At 73.6% G+C, this 15380-nt stretch carries 14 protein-coding genes and 1 pseudogene; 8 read left to right on the forward strand and 7 right to left on the reverse strand.

Translation table 11 applies throughout. The features are described 5' to 3' along the window. Positions 1 to 41: 41 nt before the first annotated feature. Entirely contained in the window at positions 42 to 917 is an 876-nt protein-coding gene (locus ABZ354_RS11585) for a universal stress protein (RefSeq protein WP_358655472.1), read from the reverse strand. Between the two features lie 182 nt (positions 918 to 1099). Continuing rightward, positions 1100 to 2377, reverse strand: coding sequence for an SGNH/GDSL hydrolase family protein (locus ABZ354_RS11590; protein ID WP_358655474.1), 1278 nt, complete (start codon positions 2375 to 2377; stop codon positions 1100 to 1102). 270 nt (positions 2378 to 2647) lie between these two features. Here ABZ354_RS11590 and ABZ354_RS11595 point away from each other — a divergent pair, with 270 nt between their 5' ends. The 6 genes and pseudogenes from ABZ354_RS11595 to ABZ354_RS11620 all read left to right on the forward strand — a co-directional run bounded on the left by ABZ354_RS11595 (position 2648) and on the right by ABZ354_RS11620 (position 9090). Beyond that, entirely contained in the window at positions 2648 to 3325 is a 678-nt protein-coding gene (locus tag ABZ354_RS11595; protein WP_358655476.1) for an AIM24 family protein, read from the forward strand. Between the two features lie 222 nt (positions 3326 to 3547). Continuing rightward, positions 3548 to 4567: pseudogene (locus ABZ354_RS11600) on the forward strand (tetratricopeptide repeat protein); the annotation flags it as partial. 458 nt (positions 4568 to 5025) lie between these two features. Further along, positions 5026 to 6093 carry a polyprenyl synthetase family protein gene (locus ABZ354_RS11605; protein ID WP_358655478.1) on the forward strand — a complete coding sequence of 356 codons (1068 nt, stop codon included), beginning with the start codon at positions 5026 to 5028 and terminating at the stop codon, positions 6091 to 6093. 96 nt (positions 6094 to 6189) lie between these two features. Further along, positions 6190 to 7149, forward strand: coding sequence for a threonine/serine dehydratase (locus ABZ354_RS11610; protein ID WP_358655480.1), 960 nt, complete (start codon positions 6190 to 6192; stop codon positions 7147 to 7149). 349 nt (positions 7150 to 7498) lie between these two features. Further along, positions 7499 to 8470: an LLM class F420-dependent oxidoreductase gene (locus ABZ354_RS11615; protein ID WP_358655481.1), complete on the forward strand. Its 972-nt coding sequence runs from the start codon at positions 7499 to 7501 to the stop codon at positions 8468 to 8470. 194 nt (positions 8471 to 8664) lie between these two features. Continuing rightward, positions 8665 to 9090 carry an SsgA family sporulation/cell division regulator gene (locus tag ABZ354_RS11620; RefSeq protein WP_358655483.1) on the forward strand — a complete coding sequence of 142 codons (426 nt, stop codon included), beginning with the start codon at positions 8665 to 8667 and terminating at the stop codon, positions 9088 to 9090. A gap of 71 nt (positions 9091 to 9161) precedes the next feature. On the opposite strand, the gene ABZ354_RS11625 is transcribed toward ABZ354_RS11620, so the two are convergent. The 3 genes from ABZ354_RS11625 to ABZ354_RS11635 all read right to left on the reverse strand — a co-directional run bounded on the left by ABZ354_RS11625 (position 9162) and on the right by ABZ354_RS11635 (position 12089). Further along, positions 9162 to 9632: a DUF6328 family protein gene (locus tag ABZ354_RS11625; RefSeq protein ID WP_358655817.1), complete on the reverse strand. Its 471-nt coding sequence runs from the start codon at positions 9630 to 9632 to the stop codon at positions 9162 to 9164. A gap of 171 nt (positions 9633 to 9803) precedes the next feature. Beyond that, positions 9804 to 10787, reverse strand: coding sequence for an aldo/keto reductase (locus ABZ354_RS11630; protein ID WP_358655485.1), 984 nt, complete (start codon positions 10785 to 10787; stop codon positions 9804 to 9806). A 12-nt stretch (positions 10788 to 10799) separates the two neighbouring features. After that, complete coding sequence (locus ABZ354_RS11635; RefSeq protein WP_358655487.1) at positions 10800 to 12089, reverse strand: FAD-dependent monooxygenase; 1290 nt, start codon at positions 12087 to 12089, stop codon at positions 10800 to 10802. Positions 12090 to 12278: 189 nt separating this feature from the next. Between ABZ354_RS11635 and ABZ354_RS11640 the strand changes: the two genes are divergently transcribed. Further along, positions 12279 to 12731, forward strand: a complete 453-nt coding sequence (locus ABZ354_RS11640; RefSeq protein WP_358655489.1) for an SRPBCC family protein — start codon at positions 12279 to 12281, stop codon at positions 12729 to 12731. A gap of 45 nt (positions 12732 to 12776) precedes the next feature. Here the strand turns inward: ABZ354_RS11640 and ABZ354_RS11645 are convergent, their stop codons facing one another. Continuing rightward, on the reverse strand, positions 12777 to 13484 hold the full coding sequence (locus tag ABZ354_RS11645) for a ribonuclease H (RefSeq protein ID WP_358655491.1): 708 nt from the start codon (positions 13482 to 13484) through the stop codon (positions 12777 to 12779). 202 nt (positions 13485 to 13686) lie between these two features. Further along, positions 13687 to 14169, reverse strand: a complete 483-nt coding sequence (locus ABZ354_RS11650; RefSeq protein WP_358655493.1) for a VOC family protein — start codon at positions 14167 to 14169, stop codon at positions 13687 to 13689. Positions 14170 to 14725: 556 nt separating this feature from the next. Here ABZ354_RS11650 and ABZ354_RS11655 point away from each other — a divergent pair. After that, positions 14726 to 15379, forward strand: a complete 654-nt coding sequence (locus ABZ354_RS11655) for an ATP-dependent Clp protease proteolytic subunit (protein WP_358655495.1) — start codon at positions 14726 to 14728, stop codon at positions 15377 to 15379. The last annotated feature ends 1 nt before the right edge of the window (position 15380 follow it).

Below are 15380 nucleotides of genomic sequence, written 5' to 3' on the forward strand. Positions count from 1 at the left end.
CCGTCCCGACAGCCCCGCAGTGCCAACCGTCCCGCGGCTGCTCAAGCGGCGTGCGGGACGACCGCCACCGGGCACTCCGCGTGATGCAGCATCCCGTACGCGACGGAGCCGATCCTGGCGCCGACGGCGCTGCGGTGCGCGCGGCGGCCGACGACCGTCAGCTGCGCGGTGCCCACCACCGACAGCAGCACCTGGCCCGCGCTGCCCATCTCCAGGTGCTCCACGACGGGGACGGCCGGGAAGCGTTCCCGCCACGGCCGCACCGCCTCGGCCAGCGCCGACTCCTCGTACGGCACGAGCCCGCCGGCCTCGTCCAGGATCTTCATCGAGCCCGGGCTGTAGGCGAACAGCGGCGGCAGGTTCCAGGCCCGTACGACGCGCACGGTGACGCTACGGGCGGCGGCCGTCTCGAACGCGAACCGCAGGGCGGGGGCGCTGTCGTCCGGCTCGCCCTGCTGGCCCACGACGATCTCCCGGCCCGCGGCCTCGTCGCTCGGCCGGTCGCCTGATCGTACCAGCACCACGGGCCGGGTGGCCCCGGCGACGACCTGCCGGCCGACGGAGCCGAGCAGGAACCCGACGACCCTGCCGTGGCCGCGCGAGCCGATCACCAGCATCTCGGTGTCCGCCGCGGCCCCGGCCAGCGTGTCGGCGGGTACGCCCTCCGGCGCCGCGGTGCTCACGTCCAGGTCCGGGTGGCGTGCGGCGACGGTCCGGGCGGCCTCCTCGGCGAGGCCGAGCGCGCCCCGCTCCTGGCTGTCGCGGTCGACGGAGCCGATCGTGTCGTACTGCTGGAACCGCCAGGCGTGCACGACGCGCAGCGCCAGGCCGCGGCGGACCGCCTCGCGCGCGGCCCAGCCCAGCGCCGCGACCGACTCGTCCGTTCCGTCGACCCCCGCCGTGATCGCGCCCGTCATGCCGCTACCTCCCGATATGTCACCGGCGTGCTCCGGCCAGTCTTCCCCGACCTGCCGCCATGTCCCCGGAGGACCGGGCGGGGTCACCGGCGGAAGTCCGGCGACGAAAGCCGGTTGCCGCCGGCGCCGTGCCGGCGGATGGCGGCCGGACGAAACCGGTCGCGAGGACGTCTCCGGCCCTCTCAGCCCGCGCCGGGGCGCCGCCCGCAGGAGAGGGACTCGAGGGGAACGGCGTCTGCCAGGGCGTGCATGCCCCGGTCGTTGACGTGGAGGTGGTCACCGCTGTTGTAGGCGGGCCTGAGGTGCCACGGGCGGCGGGGGTCGCGCAGGGCGTGATCGGCGTCGGCGACCGCGTCGAACAGTCCGCCCCGGCGGATCGCGCGGTTGACGTCCTGGCGTACGGCCTCGGCCGCCGGGGTCCACTCCGTCCAGCCCTTGAACGGGGCGAGGGTGGCGCCCACGACGCACTTCCCGGCCGCGTGTGCGCGCGTGACGATCTCCCGGTAGCCGGCGAGGAGCTCGGGCGCCGTGACGCCGGGGCGGTACTTGATGTCGTTGATGCCCTGGAAGAGGAACACGGTGCGCACGCCCGGCTGGGACAGTACGTCGCGCCCCAGCCGGTTCAGGGTGCCGGGTCCTGCACCGTCCGAGAGGACCTTGCCGCCGGCGATGCCCTCGTTGGCGACGCCCCGCACCGCCGAGTGGGCCCGGCGCAGCCGTTCGGCGAGGAGGTCCGGCCAGCGGCGGTTGGTGTCGGTCGTGGAGCGCCAGCCGTCGGTGAGGGAGTCGCCGAGGACGGCCACGGCACCGGTGCGCGGTGTGGGGCGTACGGACACCGCGTCGAGGTGGAACCAGGAGTACGTCGTCCGCCCCCAGTGGGCCCCGCTCTCCTCGGCGCCGTGGTCGCCCCGGGTCACGTAGGAGGTCTGCATGGCCAGCCAGTGGCCGGTCGCCGGACCGCCCGCGTCCGGCGAGTGGAAGCTGACGGCGAGGTCGGCCGCGGCGGGCACGGCGAGGCGTGCCGGGTCGCTCAGGGCACTTCCGCCGGCCGGCACCGTGACGGACCGTTCGCCGTCGAAGGTGAGGCGCCGGTTGGTGCCGCGGGCCAGCTCGGGGCCGCGCTCGCGGAGTCCCGCGTACACGCTGTCGAAGGTCACCGGCCGCCGGCCGTGGGCGTTGGAGAGCCTGACGCGCGGCGCGGTTCCGCCGACGCTGGTGTGCACGACGAGCCGGTATCCGCGTCCGGGCACGCCCTCCCCGAGTTGCTGGGCGCCCGCCGCCCACGTGACCACGTCCCGGGGGTGGGCGGAGCCCTTGGTGAGGCCGTGGGCCGGGGCGCACTGGACGGTGGCGGCCAGCAGCAGCACACCGCCCGTCGCCCGGCATCCTCGTACGATCCGTGCCGCCCGTACGCCCGGAGTGCCCGGGCGGGTGGGTGCGGCCGCCGCTCGGTCGGTCATCCGTGCCTCTCCCGCTTTCTCTCGTGGCCGACCTCACGTGGTCGACCTCTCCTGACTCTCCTGTCTCTCCTGTCTCTTCTTGTCCAATTTCCGCTGTCGATTCCTCGGGGTCGGCAGCCGGTACTGCTCGCGGGACGATGTCACAGACCGGTGGCGGGCCGTCGAGGGGGCGCGGGCCTACGGGACCGGCGACCCGGGGCTGAGGGGCCGACGGCCGTCCGCCCGGCCGAAGGCGTGACGGAACGGGGTCGTCCGGGACACGATGCCTGCATGAAAGGTGACCTCTTTTCCAGCGAGCACATGGTCCGGCCGGCCTCGGCGCCCGGCATGAGCGTGGAGAACGGCAAGTGCATCAGGTACGTGGTGAACGGGGAGATGCTCGCCAGGCAGGGCGCGATGGTCGCCCACCGCGGCGCTCTGCAGTTCGAGCGCAAAAGTCAGGGCGTGGGCGGCATGCTCAAGCGTGCCGTCACCGGCGAGGGGCTGCCGCTGATGGCGGTCCGCGGGCAGGGCGAGGCCTGGTTCGCGCACGAGGCGCAGAACTGCTTCGTCGTCGATGTCGAGCCGGGCGACGAGTTCACCGTCAACGGCCGCAACGTCCTGTGCTTCGACGCGTCGTTGTCGTACCGGATCTCGACGGTGAAGGGCGCCGGCATCACCGGGGGCGGCCTGTTCAACAGCGTGTTCAGCGGGCACGGCAGGCTGGGCCTGATGTGCGACGGCGACCCGCTGGTGTTCCCGGTGTCGGCGCAGTACCCGGTGTACGTCGACACGGACGCGGTGGTCGGCTGGACGACGGGGCTCCAGACGTCGCTGCACCGGTCGCAGTCCATAGGGTCGATGCTGCGCGGCGGTTCCGGGGAGGCGGTGCAACTGATGCTGTCCGGCGAGGGACACGTGGTGGTACGGCCGAGCGAGGCCACCCCGCAGAAACCGCAGCAGCACTGAACATCCCGGGGCGCGGCAACCGGGTCCCGGTGGCCCTGGCACCTGGCTCTCGGTGCCGGGGCCCCGGCACGTGATCTGCGCCTCACAGGCAACCCGGTCCGCCACCGTGACGTCTTGACCGACAACAGGCGACGCCCTGGTCCCCGTCGGGGGCCGGGGCGGGTTTTCGACGCGCTATACACACCGTGTATACACAGCGCGTATATGGACCGAAAGGCATCGATGTACGGCAAGGCATTCGCTCCCGAGTACCAGGGCGCCCTCACCTCCCTGTCCGTGAACTCCTCCCTGACCGACGTACTGGCCGCGGGGACCGAGCAGTTGAGGGCCGCGGAACGGGCCGGGCGGCACGACGAGGCGGCACGCGCCGGGCTCGCGGTGGCCGAGGCGTACCGCCGGCTGGGCCGGATCGAGGAGGCGGACCGGGCATGGAAGGCGAGCTACCGGGCGGCCCGCACGGCCGGGGACGTCGCCGCGATGGCGTGGGCGATGTGGAGCGGCGGCACACTCGCCCGGCAGCGCGGCGCGTTCGCGCTGGCCAGACGGCTGCTGGGGCTCGCGGCCGAGCTCGGGGAGCGCGGCGGCGACGTCGTGGTGCGCGGCTACTCGCTGGCGGGCCTGGCGGAAACCGGGCGCATCCAGGGTGACTACGAGGCCGTGGGCCGCCTGCACGAGCAGTTGCTCGCGGAGGCCAGGCGTCGCGGGGAGGCCCGGCACACGGTGTGGGCGCTGGAGGGCATCGCGCAGATCCACCGCAACACCGGCGCGTACGACAGCGCGTACGCGTTGTTCGAGGAGGCGGCCCGGATCGCGGTGCGGGCGGACGACCGGCGCGGTCACGCGTGGGCGTTGCGCGGGCTGGCCGACGTGGTGTCCGTGCGGGACGGCGACACCGGGCGTGCGCTGGAGCTGCTGTCCGAGGCGGAGGAGACGTGCCGGGCGATGCGGCTGTCGAGCGCGCTGGCCTACAACCACAAGATGCGGGGCAATGTGCTGTACCGGGCCGGCCGGTACGCCGAAGCGCGTGACCTGTACGGGCGCGCGCTGGAGGAGTTCCGCGCGATGAGCGAGCCGCGCGGCGAGGCCCTGTCCCGCCTCGGCCTGGCCAAGTCCCGCGCCCATCTCGGCCATGACCGGACGGAGACCGCCACGGAACTGGCGGATCTGGCCCGCACGTTGGAGCGGATAGGTCTGCGCCACGCGCGGGAGATGGTGACGCGGGCGCAGGAGGAGTTCGGCCTGGCCGATGCGCCGGCGGCCGGGGACACCGACAGCCCGGCCCCGGACCCGGCCGCCGAGAACCACGACACCCCGGCACCGGCACCGGCCGACGGGGACGCCGCCGGACGGGATCCCGCCACGGCGGTCGTGGAGCCCCGGCACGACCGCCCCGGGGATACCGGATCCCTCCCCCGGGAGCCGAACCGCGCGCACCCCGCGCCCGTCGGACCGGGCCCCGTCGGCGGGCAGTCCTACGCCGGTGCCGTGGCCTCTGCGGCAGACGCTCCGGCCTCTGCGGCAGGCGCTGCGACGTCTTCGGCCGCCGACGCCTCGGCTTCTTCCGCCGGCGCCGCGGCCCCGGCCCCCGCGGCCGCCGCGGAACCGTCCCCCGTTCCCGCCAGGGCCGCGGAACCGTCCCCCGTTCCCGCCGGGGCCGGGGAACCGGGCACCGTCGGCACGAGCGTCGCCGAGGCCGGCCGGTGAGCGCTCGCAGCGCCGTCGCGTCGCCCTCCCCGGTGCCGGTGGCCGCCCCTCGTCTCCTGTCCCGCTGCCGCGGACTCGTACGGCCCGCGCTGGAGGAGGCCGTGAGACGTCTGCACCCGTGGGTCGGGGAGATGGCCGCGTACTCCTTCGGCTGGTGCGAGGTCGGTGGGGCGCCCGTCGACGCGCCCGGCGGCAAGGGGGTACGGCAGGCGCTCTCCGTACTGGGGGCCGAGGCCGCGGGCGCACCGGCGCGGGCCGGGGTCCCGGCCGCCGTCGCCGTGGAACTGGTGCACGCGTTCTCGCTGCTGCACGACGACATCATGGACGGCGACACGGACCGGCGGCACCGCCCGGCCGTGTGGCGGGCCTACGGCACCGGCCCCGCCGTTCTCGCGGGCGACGCGCTGTTCGCGCTGGCCGTGGAGACGCTCGCCGCGACGCAGGCCGGTCCGCACGGCCTGCGGCTGCTGTCGGCGGCCCTGGGCGACCTGGTGCGCGGGCAGGCGGCGGACCTGTTGTTCGCCACGCGGCCCTGGACGGGGCCGGAGCGGGTGCGTCCCGAGGAGTACCGGAAGACGGCCGAGCACAAGACGGGCGCGCTGCTGGGCTGCGCGGTGGGGCTCGGTGCGGTCCTCGGAGGCGCGCCGCCCGCGACGGTGGCCGCCCTCGACCGGGCCGGGCGGCATCTCGGCGTGGCCTTCCAGCTCGTCGACGACGTCCTCGGCATCTGGGGCGATCCGGCCGTCACCGGCAAGCCCGTGCACGGCGATCTGCGGGAGCGGAAGAAGACGTTCCCGGTGCTGCTGGCGCTCGGCGCCCCCGGCGCGGCGCCGCGCCGCATCACCGCGCTGCTGGAGGCGGGCGCCGGGTCCGAGGACGCGGGCCCTCGCTTCGAGGAGGCGGCCCGGCTGATCGAGGAGGCGGGCGGCCGGGCCGCGGCCCTGGCCGAGGCGCGCCGCCGGTCCGACGCCGTGGAGGCCGCGCTCGACGGGGTGCCGCTGCCGGCGGGCCCCGCGGCCGAGCTGCGGGAACTGCTGGACTACCTGGTCGGGCGCGACCTGTGAGCGCCCCCCGCCGGAGTTGACCAGGGCCGTGCCACGGGTCAGGGTTCGAAGCGGCGCGCGCGACCGCTCCGCGCCGGAAAGGTGAAGGTGACTGTCTTGATCGGTATGTCCGACGTCGTGGCCGCGGCGGAGCAGATCTCCGGGTACATCGTCCGCACCCCGACCGTGCCGAGTCCCGGCCTGTCGGCGCTGCTCGGCGTCCCTGTCACGGCGAAGCTGGAGCTGCTCCAGCGGACCGGTTCGTTCAAGTCGCGGGGCGCGACGGCGAAGCTGCTGTCGCTGAGCGAGGCGGAGCGGGCCGCCGGTGTCGTGGCGGTCAGCGGCGGCAACCACGGCATCGCCGTCGCGGAGATGTCCGCCGCGCTGGAGGTGAAGGCCACGGTGGTCATGCCGCGTACGGCGCCCGCGCGGGCCGTGCGGATCGCCGAGTCCGCGGGCGCGTCGGTGCGGCTGACCGACGGTATGGACAGCGCGTTCGCGCTCGTGACGCGGCTGCGCGACGAGGGCCTGACACTGGTCCACCCGTTCGACGACCCGGTGGTGATCGCGGGCCAGGGCACGGTCGGGATGGAATTCGCCGAGGACGCCGGGGAGCTGACCGACGTCCTGGTGAGCATCGGGGGCGGCGGCCTGATCGCCGGAGTCGCGGCGGCGCTGCACGACCTTCGGCCGGACGTGCGGATCTGGGGCGTGGAGACCGAGGGCGCCGAGGCGATGTCGCGGGCGTTGGCGGCGGGCGGTCCGCTTCCGGTCGAGCTGTCGTCCGTCGTGTCGACGCTCAGCGCGCCGTCGGTCTCGCGACTGACGTACGACCATGTGGCCGCGCTGGTCCGCGAGGTGCTGGTGGTGCCGGACCGGGAGGCCGTGCGGGGGTCGCTGGATCTGGCCGAGCACGCCAAGGTGTGGACCGAGCCGGCCGCCGGCTGTCTGCTGCCCGCCGCGCGGCAGGTGGTGGAGCGGGTCGGTGACGGGGCACGGATCGGGCTGGTGGTGTGCGGCGGGAACGTATCCACCGCCGACATGGCCGCCTGGGCGGAGCGCTTCGACCTCCGCTGAGGACCGCCGCGCCGTGGGAAGACGCGTCGGCTTCCGGCTCGAGGGCGGCAGGGCGGGACGCGTGGTTCCGAGGCGTGCGTTCCGTCCGCCGCCCGCTCCCCGTCCGCCGCCCGCTCCCCGTCCGCCGCCAGGTCCTGCGCCGCGGACCCTCCAGCGCCTCGGACCCTCCAGCACCGCGGGCCCTCCGGCCGCCGCCGACCCTCTGGAGCCGCAGACCCTCTGTAGCCGCGGGCCTTCCGGCGCCGCGGGCTTTCCTGCCTCGGCACGCTGAACGGCGAGCGACCAGGGCGGCCGAGCGACCGGGGCGGCATGCCGTTTCCCGCACCCCCGAGCCGGGGACTCGCGACCTATGGTGCAAATCGGATACACGATGATGACCGAGCAGGCCGGTCCCCGCGAGCTCGTCGACCATGTGGTGCGGGCCGAGGAGGTGGGCTTCGACTTCTCCGTGACCTCGGACCACTACTTCCCGTGGCTACGCTCCCAGGGGCACTCGCCGTACGCGTGGAGCGTGCTGGGCGCGGCGGCGCACGCCACGTCCCGCATCCCGCTGATGTCGTACGTGACGTGCCCGACGATGCGCTACCACCCCGCGGTCGTGGCGCAGAAGGCCGCGACGGTGCAGTTGCTCTCGGAGGGGCGGTTCCGGCTGGGGCTCGGTTCGGGCGAGAACCTCAACGAGCACGTGGTCGGCGGCGGCTGGCCGTCCGTGGACGTACGGCACGAGATGCTCGAGGAGGCCGTCGGGATCATCCGCGCCCTGTTCGAGGGCGGGCACGTCAATCACCGCGGCACGCACTTCGACGTGGAGTCGGCCCGGCTGTGGGACCTGCCGGACCGGCCGCCGCCCCTCGGCATCGCCGTGTCCGGGGGACGCTCCTGCACGCTCGCGGGCCGGCTCGCGGACCTGGTGATCGCGACCGAGCCGGAGCCGGAGCTCCTCGAGGCGTTCGACCGGGCCGGAGGCGGGGGCAAGCCGCGTATCGGCCAGCTGCCGGTGTGCTACGACCCCGACCGCGACACGGCCGTCCGGCGCGCGCACTCCCAGTTCCGCTGGTTCGGCAGCGGCTGGAAGGTCAACTCCGAGCTGCCGCACCCGGATTCCTTCGAGGCGGCCACCCGGTTCGTCACGGAGGACGACGTCGCCTCCGCCATCCCGTGCGGCGCCGACCCGGAGGCCTTCGTGGCGGCGGTGCGCCCGTACGCGGACGCCGGGTTCACCGAGATCGCCCTCGTGCAGATCGGCGGCGAGTCGCAGCCGGCGTTCCTGGACTGGTCGGAGAAGACACTGCTGCCGGCGCTGCGGGACGCGTTCGCCTGACGGACGGCGGACCGCACGACCTGGACGACACCGGCCCGGCGCACCCCGGACGTGACGGGACCGGCCGCCCGGAGACCGGCAGCCGGCGTCGGACGGCCCGAGGGCGGCGCCCGGGGAAATTCCTCGGGCGAGGCGCGATTTCGCTTTCAGCGGGTACTGGGTTGGTCCAGTCCGTATTCCGGGGAGGGCCCGCTATGAACTCCTTCGTGCACAAGACCCTGGTGGCTCAGCTCCAGGCGGGCGACACGGACCGTTTTCCGGTGCTCGCCCATCTGACCTACGACGCCGCCGACCCGTTCGCCGTGACCGCCGTGTTCAGCCACGACGGCCGGGTGCTCGCCGACTGGCGGCTGGACCGGGACATGCTGCGCGAGGGACTGCGCCGGCCGGTCGGGGAGGGCGACGTACGGCTGCGTCCCGTCTCGCGCGGCGTGTGGAAGGAGCTGCGCATGGAACTGCTCGGCGACACCCGCTCCGACGGCAGCCGGCAGCACGCCCTGGTGTTCTGGTGGGCCCCGGCGCTCTCGGCGTTCCTGCACCGCACCCACGGGATCGTCCCGCCGGGGCGGGAGAGGGTACGGATCGACGACTTCCTCGCGGACCTGCTCGCGGGCAGCTGAAAGGGACGGGCGGGAAAGCAGCCAGAGGGGCGCGGCCGGTGCGGTGACCGGCCGCGCCCCTGGCGCGGGTATCAGCGGGTCGTGTACCGGTGGCGGGTCCACAGCGGCAGGACGAACCAGCACAGCAGGTACCACGCCACCACGCCCGTCACGAGCCAGGGCACCGCGCCGTCGTGGGTGGCGACGCGCAGGATCAGCAGCAGCGAGGCCGCAGTCGTGGCCAGCAGCAGCACAAGACCGACGAACGTCAGCCGCGAGGCCCAGGCGACAGCCTGCGGTTTCACACGCCGCCCCGAGACCAGCCGGTGCAGGGACACGGGCCCGATGAGCGCCCCGGTGGCCGCCGCTCCCAGCACGACGGTGACGATGTAGATCGTCCGGTCGGTGTGCTCCAGCGTCGCGTACTTCGGGGTGAACACCACGGTGAGCAGGAAGCCGAACAGGATCTGCACGCCCATCTGGGCCACGCGGACCTCCTGGATGAGCTCCTGCCACATGCGGTCCGCCCGCTCCTCCTCCGTCTCGTCGCGTCCTCTGCGCATAACCCCGCCCGCGTGCGCGTCCGTCACATTGCCTCCCGGGTCCGGCGACTGGGTCGTTGTTCGTCCCCGGGTTCCCCGTGGGCGCGAGAACGTGTCCTGTCGACGGCCGGTGGCTTCCCCGGTCCGGCGGAAGCGGCACGACCCGCGGTGGCGCGGTCCTGCGGACGCCGTCTACCAGCGGCTCTCCACCTGGTCCTTGATCCGCCGTTCGTACAGGCCGCCGATCGCGGTGAGTGTCTCCCGCGACAGCGCCGGGAGCCCCGCGGCGGCGGCATTGGCGCGGGCCTGCTCGGGCGAGCGGGCGCCGGGGATGACGGTGGTCACGCCGGGCTGCCCGATGATCCACCGCAGCGCCAGCTGGGCCGGGGTGCAGCCCTCGGGTGCGAGGGCGGCGAACTCGGCGGCGGCCTCGACACCCGTCTCGTAGTCGACGCCGGAGAACGTCTCGCCCTGGTCGAAGGCCTCTCCGCGCCGGTTGTACGTGCGGTGGTCGTTCGAGGCGAAGACGGTGTCCCTGGTGTACTTGCCGGACAGCAGGCCCGAGGCGAGCGGCACGCGCGCGATGATGCCGACGCCCGCCTCGCGCGCGGCCGGGAGCACCTCGCGCAGCGGCTTCATGCGGAACGGGTTGAGGATGATCTGCACACTGGCCACGTGCGGCCGGGCGATGGCGGTCAGTGCCTCGGCGCAGGTCTCGACGCTGACGCCGTAGGCGGCGACGCGCTCCTCCTCGACCAGGGTGTCGAGGGCGTCGAACACCTCGTCCGTGGAGTACACGGCGGTGGGCGGGCAGTGCAGTTGTACGAGGTCGATGCGGTCGACACCGAGGTTGCGCCGCGAACGGTCGTTCCAGGCGCGGAAGTTGTCGAGGACGTAGTTCTCGGGGACCTGGTCGACGCGGCGGCCCATCTTGGTGGCGACCATGACGTGCAGATCGGGCCTGCCGCTCAGGAACGCGGCGATGGTCTGCTCGCTGCGGCCGTCGCCGTAGACGTCGGCGGTGTCGAAGAAGGTGACGCCGGACTCGGCCGCGGCCTCCAGTACCGCCAGGGCCTCCTTGTCGTCGACGTCTCCCCAGTCGGCTCCCAGCTGCCAGGTGCCGAGTCCGACGACGGAGGCGTGCTGACCCGACCTGTCGAATGTGCGCTCGTCCATGCCGTCAGTCTGTCACCCGGTGCGCGAGGGCGTGGAACCGCTCCCGCCGACGCGGCCGGGCGCGCCCTCGCCCGGGTGAAGCGCCCCCGATCCGTCGCGGACGGCGGGGGTCCGGGCGTGCACGGTGCGGGCGATCCTCGGCCCGAGCCAGCGCTTGAGGCGGCGCAGTGCCTCCACCTGCCCGGTCGCGCGGTCGAGGCGGTAGTACAGCTGGGGTGGTACGTGCGGCAGGAGGGGCGAGTGGCGCTGGCCGAGCAGCGCGAACATGCGCTCCGGGGGCAGGCCGATGTACCGCGTGAGGTTCTCGTACCACTGGGCGCTGTAACGGGCGGCGCTCTGGACGGGCAGCAGGGCCTGGATGCGCTGTCGTTCGTAGGCGGCGAGGGCCTGCGGCAGCGTGGCGTGGTCGCGGAGCGCGCCGGCGAGGGAGAGGGCGTCCTCCAGGGCGAGGGTGGTGCCGGCCCCGATGGAGTAGTGCGTGGTGTGGGCGGCGTCGCCGATCAGGACGAGGTTGCCGCGGTGCCAGGTGCGGTTGGTGAGGGTGCGGAAGTTCAGCCACCGGGCGCGGATGTCGCCGGAGCGGGCGATGAGGGGGTGGCCGTCGAGGACGTCGGCGAAGAGCTGCTCCAGCAGGGCCAGTCCGTCGGCCTCGGGGGCGCGGTCGAGGCCGAGGCCGCTCCAGGTCTCGGGGGCGCATTCGACGACGCAGGTGCTGCGGTCGGGTCCGTAGCCGTAGCCGTAGCACCAGATCCAGCCGTGCTCGGTCTCGGTGAAGGCGAAGGTGAAGGCGTCGAAGACCTTGCTGGTGCCGAGCCAGATGTAGCGGTTGCGGCCGACGGTGATCCGGGTGCCGAAGTGGCCGGCGTGGCGGGTGCGCAGCGCGCTGTGCACCCCGTCCGCGGCGACCACGAGGTCGGCGTCGGCGGGCAGGTCTTCGGGGCCGGTGTCCCGCTCGTGCTCCAGGCGGACGCCGAGTGCGCGGGCGCGCGCGGCGAGGAGTCCGAGGAGCCGGTGGCGTCCGATGCCGAAGCCCTCGTCCCCGGGGTGACGGGTAATCAGGTCGCGTACGTGGGCGACGCCTTCGCTCCAGCGGACGGACGCCTCGGCGAGCGCGCGGGCCGAGGCGGGGTCGTGGGCGCCGAGTCTGTCGAGCAGTCCACGCCAGTACGTGACGCCCCAGCCGTAGGTGGAGCCCTCCGGGTCGCGTTCGTGGACGGTGATGTCGTGGGACGGGTCCTGCCGTTTGAGCAGGATGGCCAGGTACAGCCCGGCGGGCCCGCCGCCGACACAGACGACCTTCACGCATACCCCTAAATATCCCTCAATACAGCCATATTGAGCGCAGGTTAACACCGGGAGAGGTCACCGGCCGTCAGCCGTCCACGGCGATTCGGGCGGCGGGTCACGGGTACCCGCGCCGGACGCGTTCGCAGGACGTCCGGAACAGGACGTGCGGACCACGCAGGACACCGATGAAGGAGGAGACGCGCTGTGTCGCAGGTCGAGGAATCCATCGAGGTCGGCGTGCCGGTGCACACCGCCTACAACCAGTGGACCCAGTTCGAGACGTTCCCCGAGTTCATGGGAGGCGTCGAACGCATCGAGCAGCGCTCGGACACGCTGACGCACTGGGTGACGAACGTGAACGGCGTCCACCGGGAGTTCGACGCGGAGATCACGGAGCAGATCCCGGACGAGAGGGTCGCCTGGACCACGGTCTCCGGGGAGGCGAAGCAGGCGGGGGTGGTCACCTTCCACCGCCTCGACGACGGCCGCACGAAGGTGATGCTGCAGATGGCCTTCCAGCCCGAGAACGCCACCGACAAGGTCGGCGACAAGCTCGGTTTCGTGAAGCGGCAGACCAAGGGCGACCTGGCGCGCTTCAAGCAGTTCATCGAGCAGCGCGGCCAGGAGTCCGGTGGCTGGCGCGGCGCGGTCGTCTGACCGTCCCCGGCCGGTCTGCCCCGCTCGGTGAGGTGGGCCGGCCGGTCAGGCGTCCGCGGTCCGGCACTCCGGGTGACCCCAGCCCTGTGCGTTCTTCGCGATGGGCTCGCCGGCCGCGTAGCCCCGGCCGCACAGGCAGCGGCCGGGGAACTTCGCCTTGATCGTGCGCGAGGAGCTCGCGCCCGTACGCGCGGAGCTTCCGCCGCGCGCCGCGGCCGGCCGGCTGCGCGGACTCTTCGCCGGGACGTCCGGGGCGGGCGGCGGCTCCGGGGAGCCGAGGGCGCTGCCCGCGGCTTCCTGGCTGCTCGCCGCCCGGCTCGCGGCGCGGTCGGCGAAGTCGTTGAGCCGGTCGCCGTCGACCTGGTGGGCGGGAACGTAGCGGAACTCGACCGAGCGCCCGCCGAGCAGTTCGTCGATACGGACGACGAGGTCCTGGTTGGCGACCGGCTTGCCGGCGGACGTCTTCCAGCCGTTGCGCTTCCAGCCGGGCAGCCAGGTGGTGACGGCCTTCATGGCGTACTGGGAGTCCATCCGGACCTCCAGCGGCACGGCCGGGTCGACCGCCGCGAGCAGCCGCTCCAGGGCGGTGAGTTCCGCGACGTTGTTGGTGGCCCGGCCGAGCGGTCCCGCCTCCCAGCGGTCCGGGGTCTCGGAACTGTCGGTGACGACCCAGGCCCAGCCCGCCGGACCCGGATTTCCCTTCGAAGCCCCGTCGCACGCGGCCACCACACGTTCACGCATGATCCCGATCATGCCATGCGCGGGCAGGCCCTCCGGCCCTCGGCCGGTCACCCTTTCGGCGCACACCGGCCGTCTTCGGCATCCCGCCCCCCGGTCGTCGTGCCGTCGAAGACCGGGAAGCCCGCGCCCCGCAGGCCGTGCGGGCGGCGAACCACCCGAACGGCCTGGTCGTCGGCCCGGAGCGATCGGCGCCACACGCCCGTGCTCCCCCGCCCTACTCCCCCGCGTACGCCCTCTCGAGCTCCGCGATGTCGAGCTTGCCCATCGACATCATCGCCCCGGTGGCGCGGGACGCCTTCTGCGGGTCGGGGTCGCCGATCATCTCCATCAGCCGGGTCGGCACGACCTGCCAGGACAGGCCGTACTTGTCCTTCAGCCAGCCGCACGGGCCGGGCGTACCGCCGTCCTCGGTGAGCCTGCTCCAGTAGAAGTCCACCTCCTTCTGGTCCGGACACAGGATCTGGAAGGAGACGGCCTCGTTGAAGGTGAATTCCGGGCCGCCGTTCAGCGCGACGAACCTCTGGCCGTTGGCCGTGAATTCCACGGTCAGCACGGAGCCCGCCGGGCGCGGGGCGCCCTCTCCGTAGTGGGTGGTGCTGCCGATGCCGGAGTTCTTGAACAGGGACACGTAGTAGTGCGCGGCTTCCTCGGCCTGGTCGTCGAACCAGAGACACGTGGTGAATCCGTCGGTGGTCATGTCTGCCTCCCAGAGGGCGTGACGTGGAGCACGGTCGTCATCTGTGTCGACCGGTGCGCGGCGCGGAACTCATCGACCGGCCGCAGGACAATTCAGGTGTATCAACCACCCACCGCACCGGCATCACGGCCAGGACCTCGCCGCGGGCAACAGGCGCCGTCCGTCCTCCGTCCGGCCGTCCCGCGGCGCGACCAGGGCGGCCTGTACGACGGCTCGACCGGACCGGCGGGAGCCGCCCGAGGTGGCGATCGACCGTGCGGCGGCGGAGTGCGACCGGGGTGGTGACTGCGCCGCGCCGGAGGAACCCGGCCTGCCGACCGGCGGCGTACGGGCGCTCTTCCGGAGGTGCGGTGCGCCGCCCGAGCGAGTACGGACCGGGTGCGCGCGGGGGCCGCTCCGCCGCCGCTCTGCTGTCGGCGAATCTGCCGCGGGCCGAGAAACCCCCGGCCGGGGCCGCATCGGGCCGAAAGTGGAGAACGTGGAGAACGCGACGCCGGGCACGGCGCCGCGAGCACCCTCCACACCTCTCCACTCCCCGACGCGACAAGGAGCGCCGATGTCTCCATTCACGGCCGGTACGGTGCCGGCCCCGCTGCCCCGGGCGGAGGAGGGCGACACCCCTCCGACCCGGTTCGACGACCACCTGGCGGCCCAGTTGCTCGCGCAGCGCATCGTGCTGCTGGGCACGCAGGTGGACGAGGTGTCCGCCAACCGGGTCTGCGCCCAGCTGCTGATCCTGTCGGCGGAGGACCCGCGCACGGACATCGCCCTGTACATCAACAGCCCGGGCGGCTCGGTGCACGCGGGCCTGGCGATCTACGACACGATGCGGCTCATCCCGAACGACGTCTCCACGCTCGCCATGGGATTCGCCGCCAGCATGGGGCAGTTCCTGCTGAGCGTGGGCGCGCCCGGCAAGCGGTACGTCCTGCCGCACGCGCGGATCATGATGCACCAGCCGTCCGCGGGCATCGGCGGCACCACGGCCGACGTGGAGATCCAGGCGGAGAACCTGGAGTTCACCAAGCGGACCATCGAGCGGATCACCGCCGAGCACACCGGGCAGAGCCCGGAGACCATCTCCCGGGACGGCGACCGGGACCGCTGGTTCACGGCCGAGCAGGCCAGGGAGTACGGCATGGTGGACCGGGTCGTGGAGTCCTTCACGGACGTCCGTCCGGCCGCCTCACGACGCAGGATGGGGCTGTAGC

The sequence above is a fragment of the Streptomyces sp. NPDC005925 genome (assembly GCF_040638805.1).
GTDB lineage: Bacteria > Actinomycetota > Actinomycetes > Streptomycetales > Streptomycetaceae > Streptomyces.

Bases quoted from the DNA above. Each gene is read 5' to 3' on its own strand.
- ABZ354_RS11645 (WP_358655491.1), bottom strand. From the start codon at position 13,484: ATGATCGGGATCATGCGTGAACGTGTGGTGGCCGCGTGCGACGGGGCT.
- ABZ354_RS11630 (WP_358655485.1), bottom strand. From the start codon at position 10,787: ATGGACGAGCGCACATTCGACAGGTCGGGTCAGCACGCCTCCGTCGTC.
- ABZ354_RS11620 (WP_358655483.1), top strand. From the start codon at position 8,665: ATGAACTCCTTCGTGCACAAGACCCTGGTGGCTCAGCTCCAGGCGGGC.
- ABZ354_RS11655 (WP_358655495.1), top strand. From the start codon at position 14,726: ATGTCTCCATTCACGGCCGGTACGGTGCCGGCCCCGCTGCCCCGGGCG.
- ABZ354_RS11625 (WP_358655817.1), bottom strand. From the start codon at position 9,632: ATGCGCAGAGGACGCGACGAGACGGAGGAGGAGCGGGCGGACCGCATG.
- ABZ354_RS11585 (WP_358655472.1), bottom strand. From the start codon at position 917: ATGACGGGCGCGATCACGGCGGGGGTCGACGGAACGGACGAGTCGGTC.
- ABZ354_RS11595 (WP_358655476.1), top strand. From the start codon at position 2,648: ATGAAAGGTGACCTCTTTTCCAGCGAGCACATGGTCCGGCCGGCCTCG.
- ABZ354_RS11615 (WP_358655481.1), top strand. From the start codon at position 7,499: ATGGTGCAAATCGGATACACGATGATGACCGAGCAGGCCGGTCCCCGC.
- ABZ354_RS11590 (WP_358655474.1), bottom strand. From the start codon at position 2,377: ATGACCGACCGAGCGGCGGCCGCACCCACCCGCCCGGGCACTCCGGGC.
- ABZ354_RS11650 (WP_358655493.1), bottom strand. From the start codon at position 14,169: ATGACCACCGACGGATTCACCACGTGTCTCTGGTTCGACGACCAGGCC.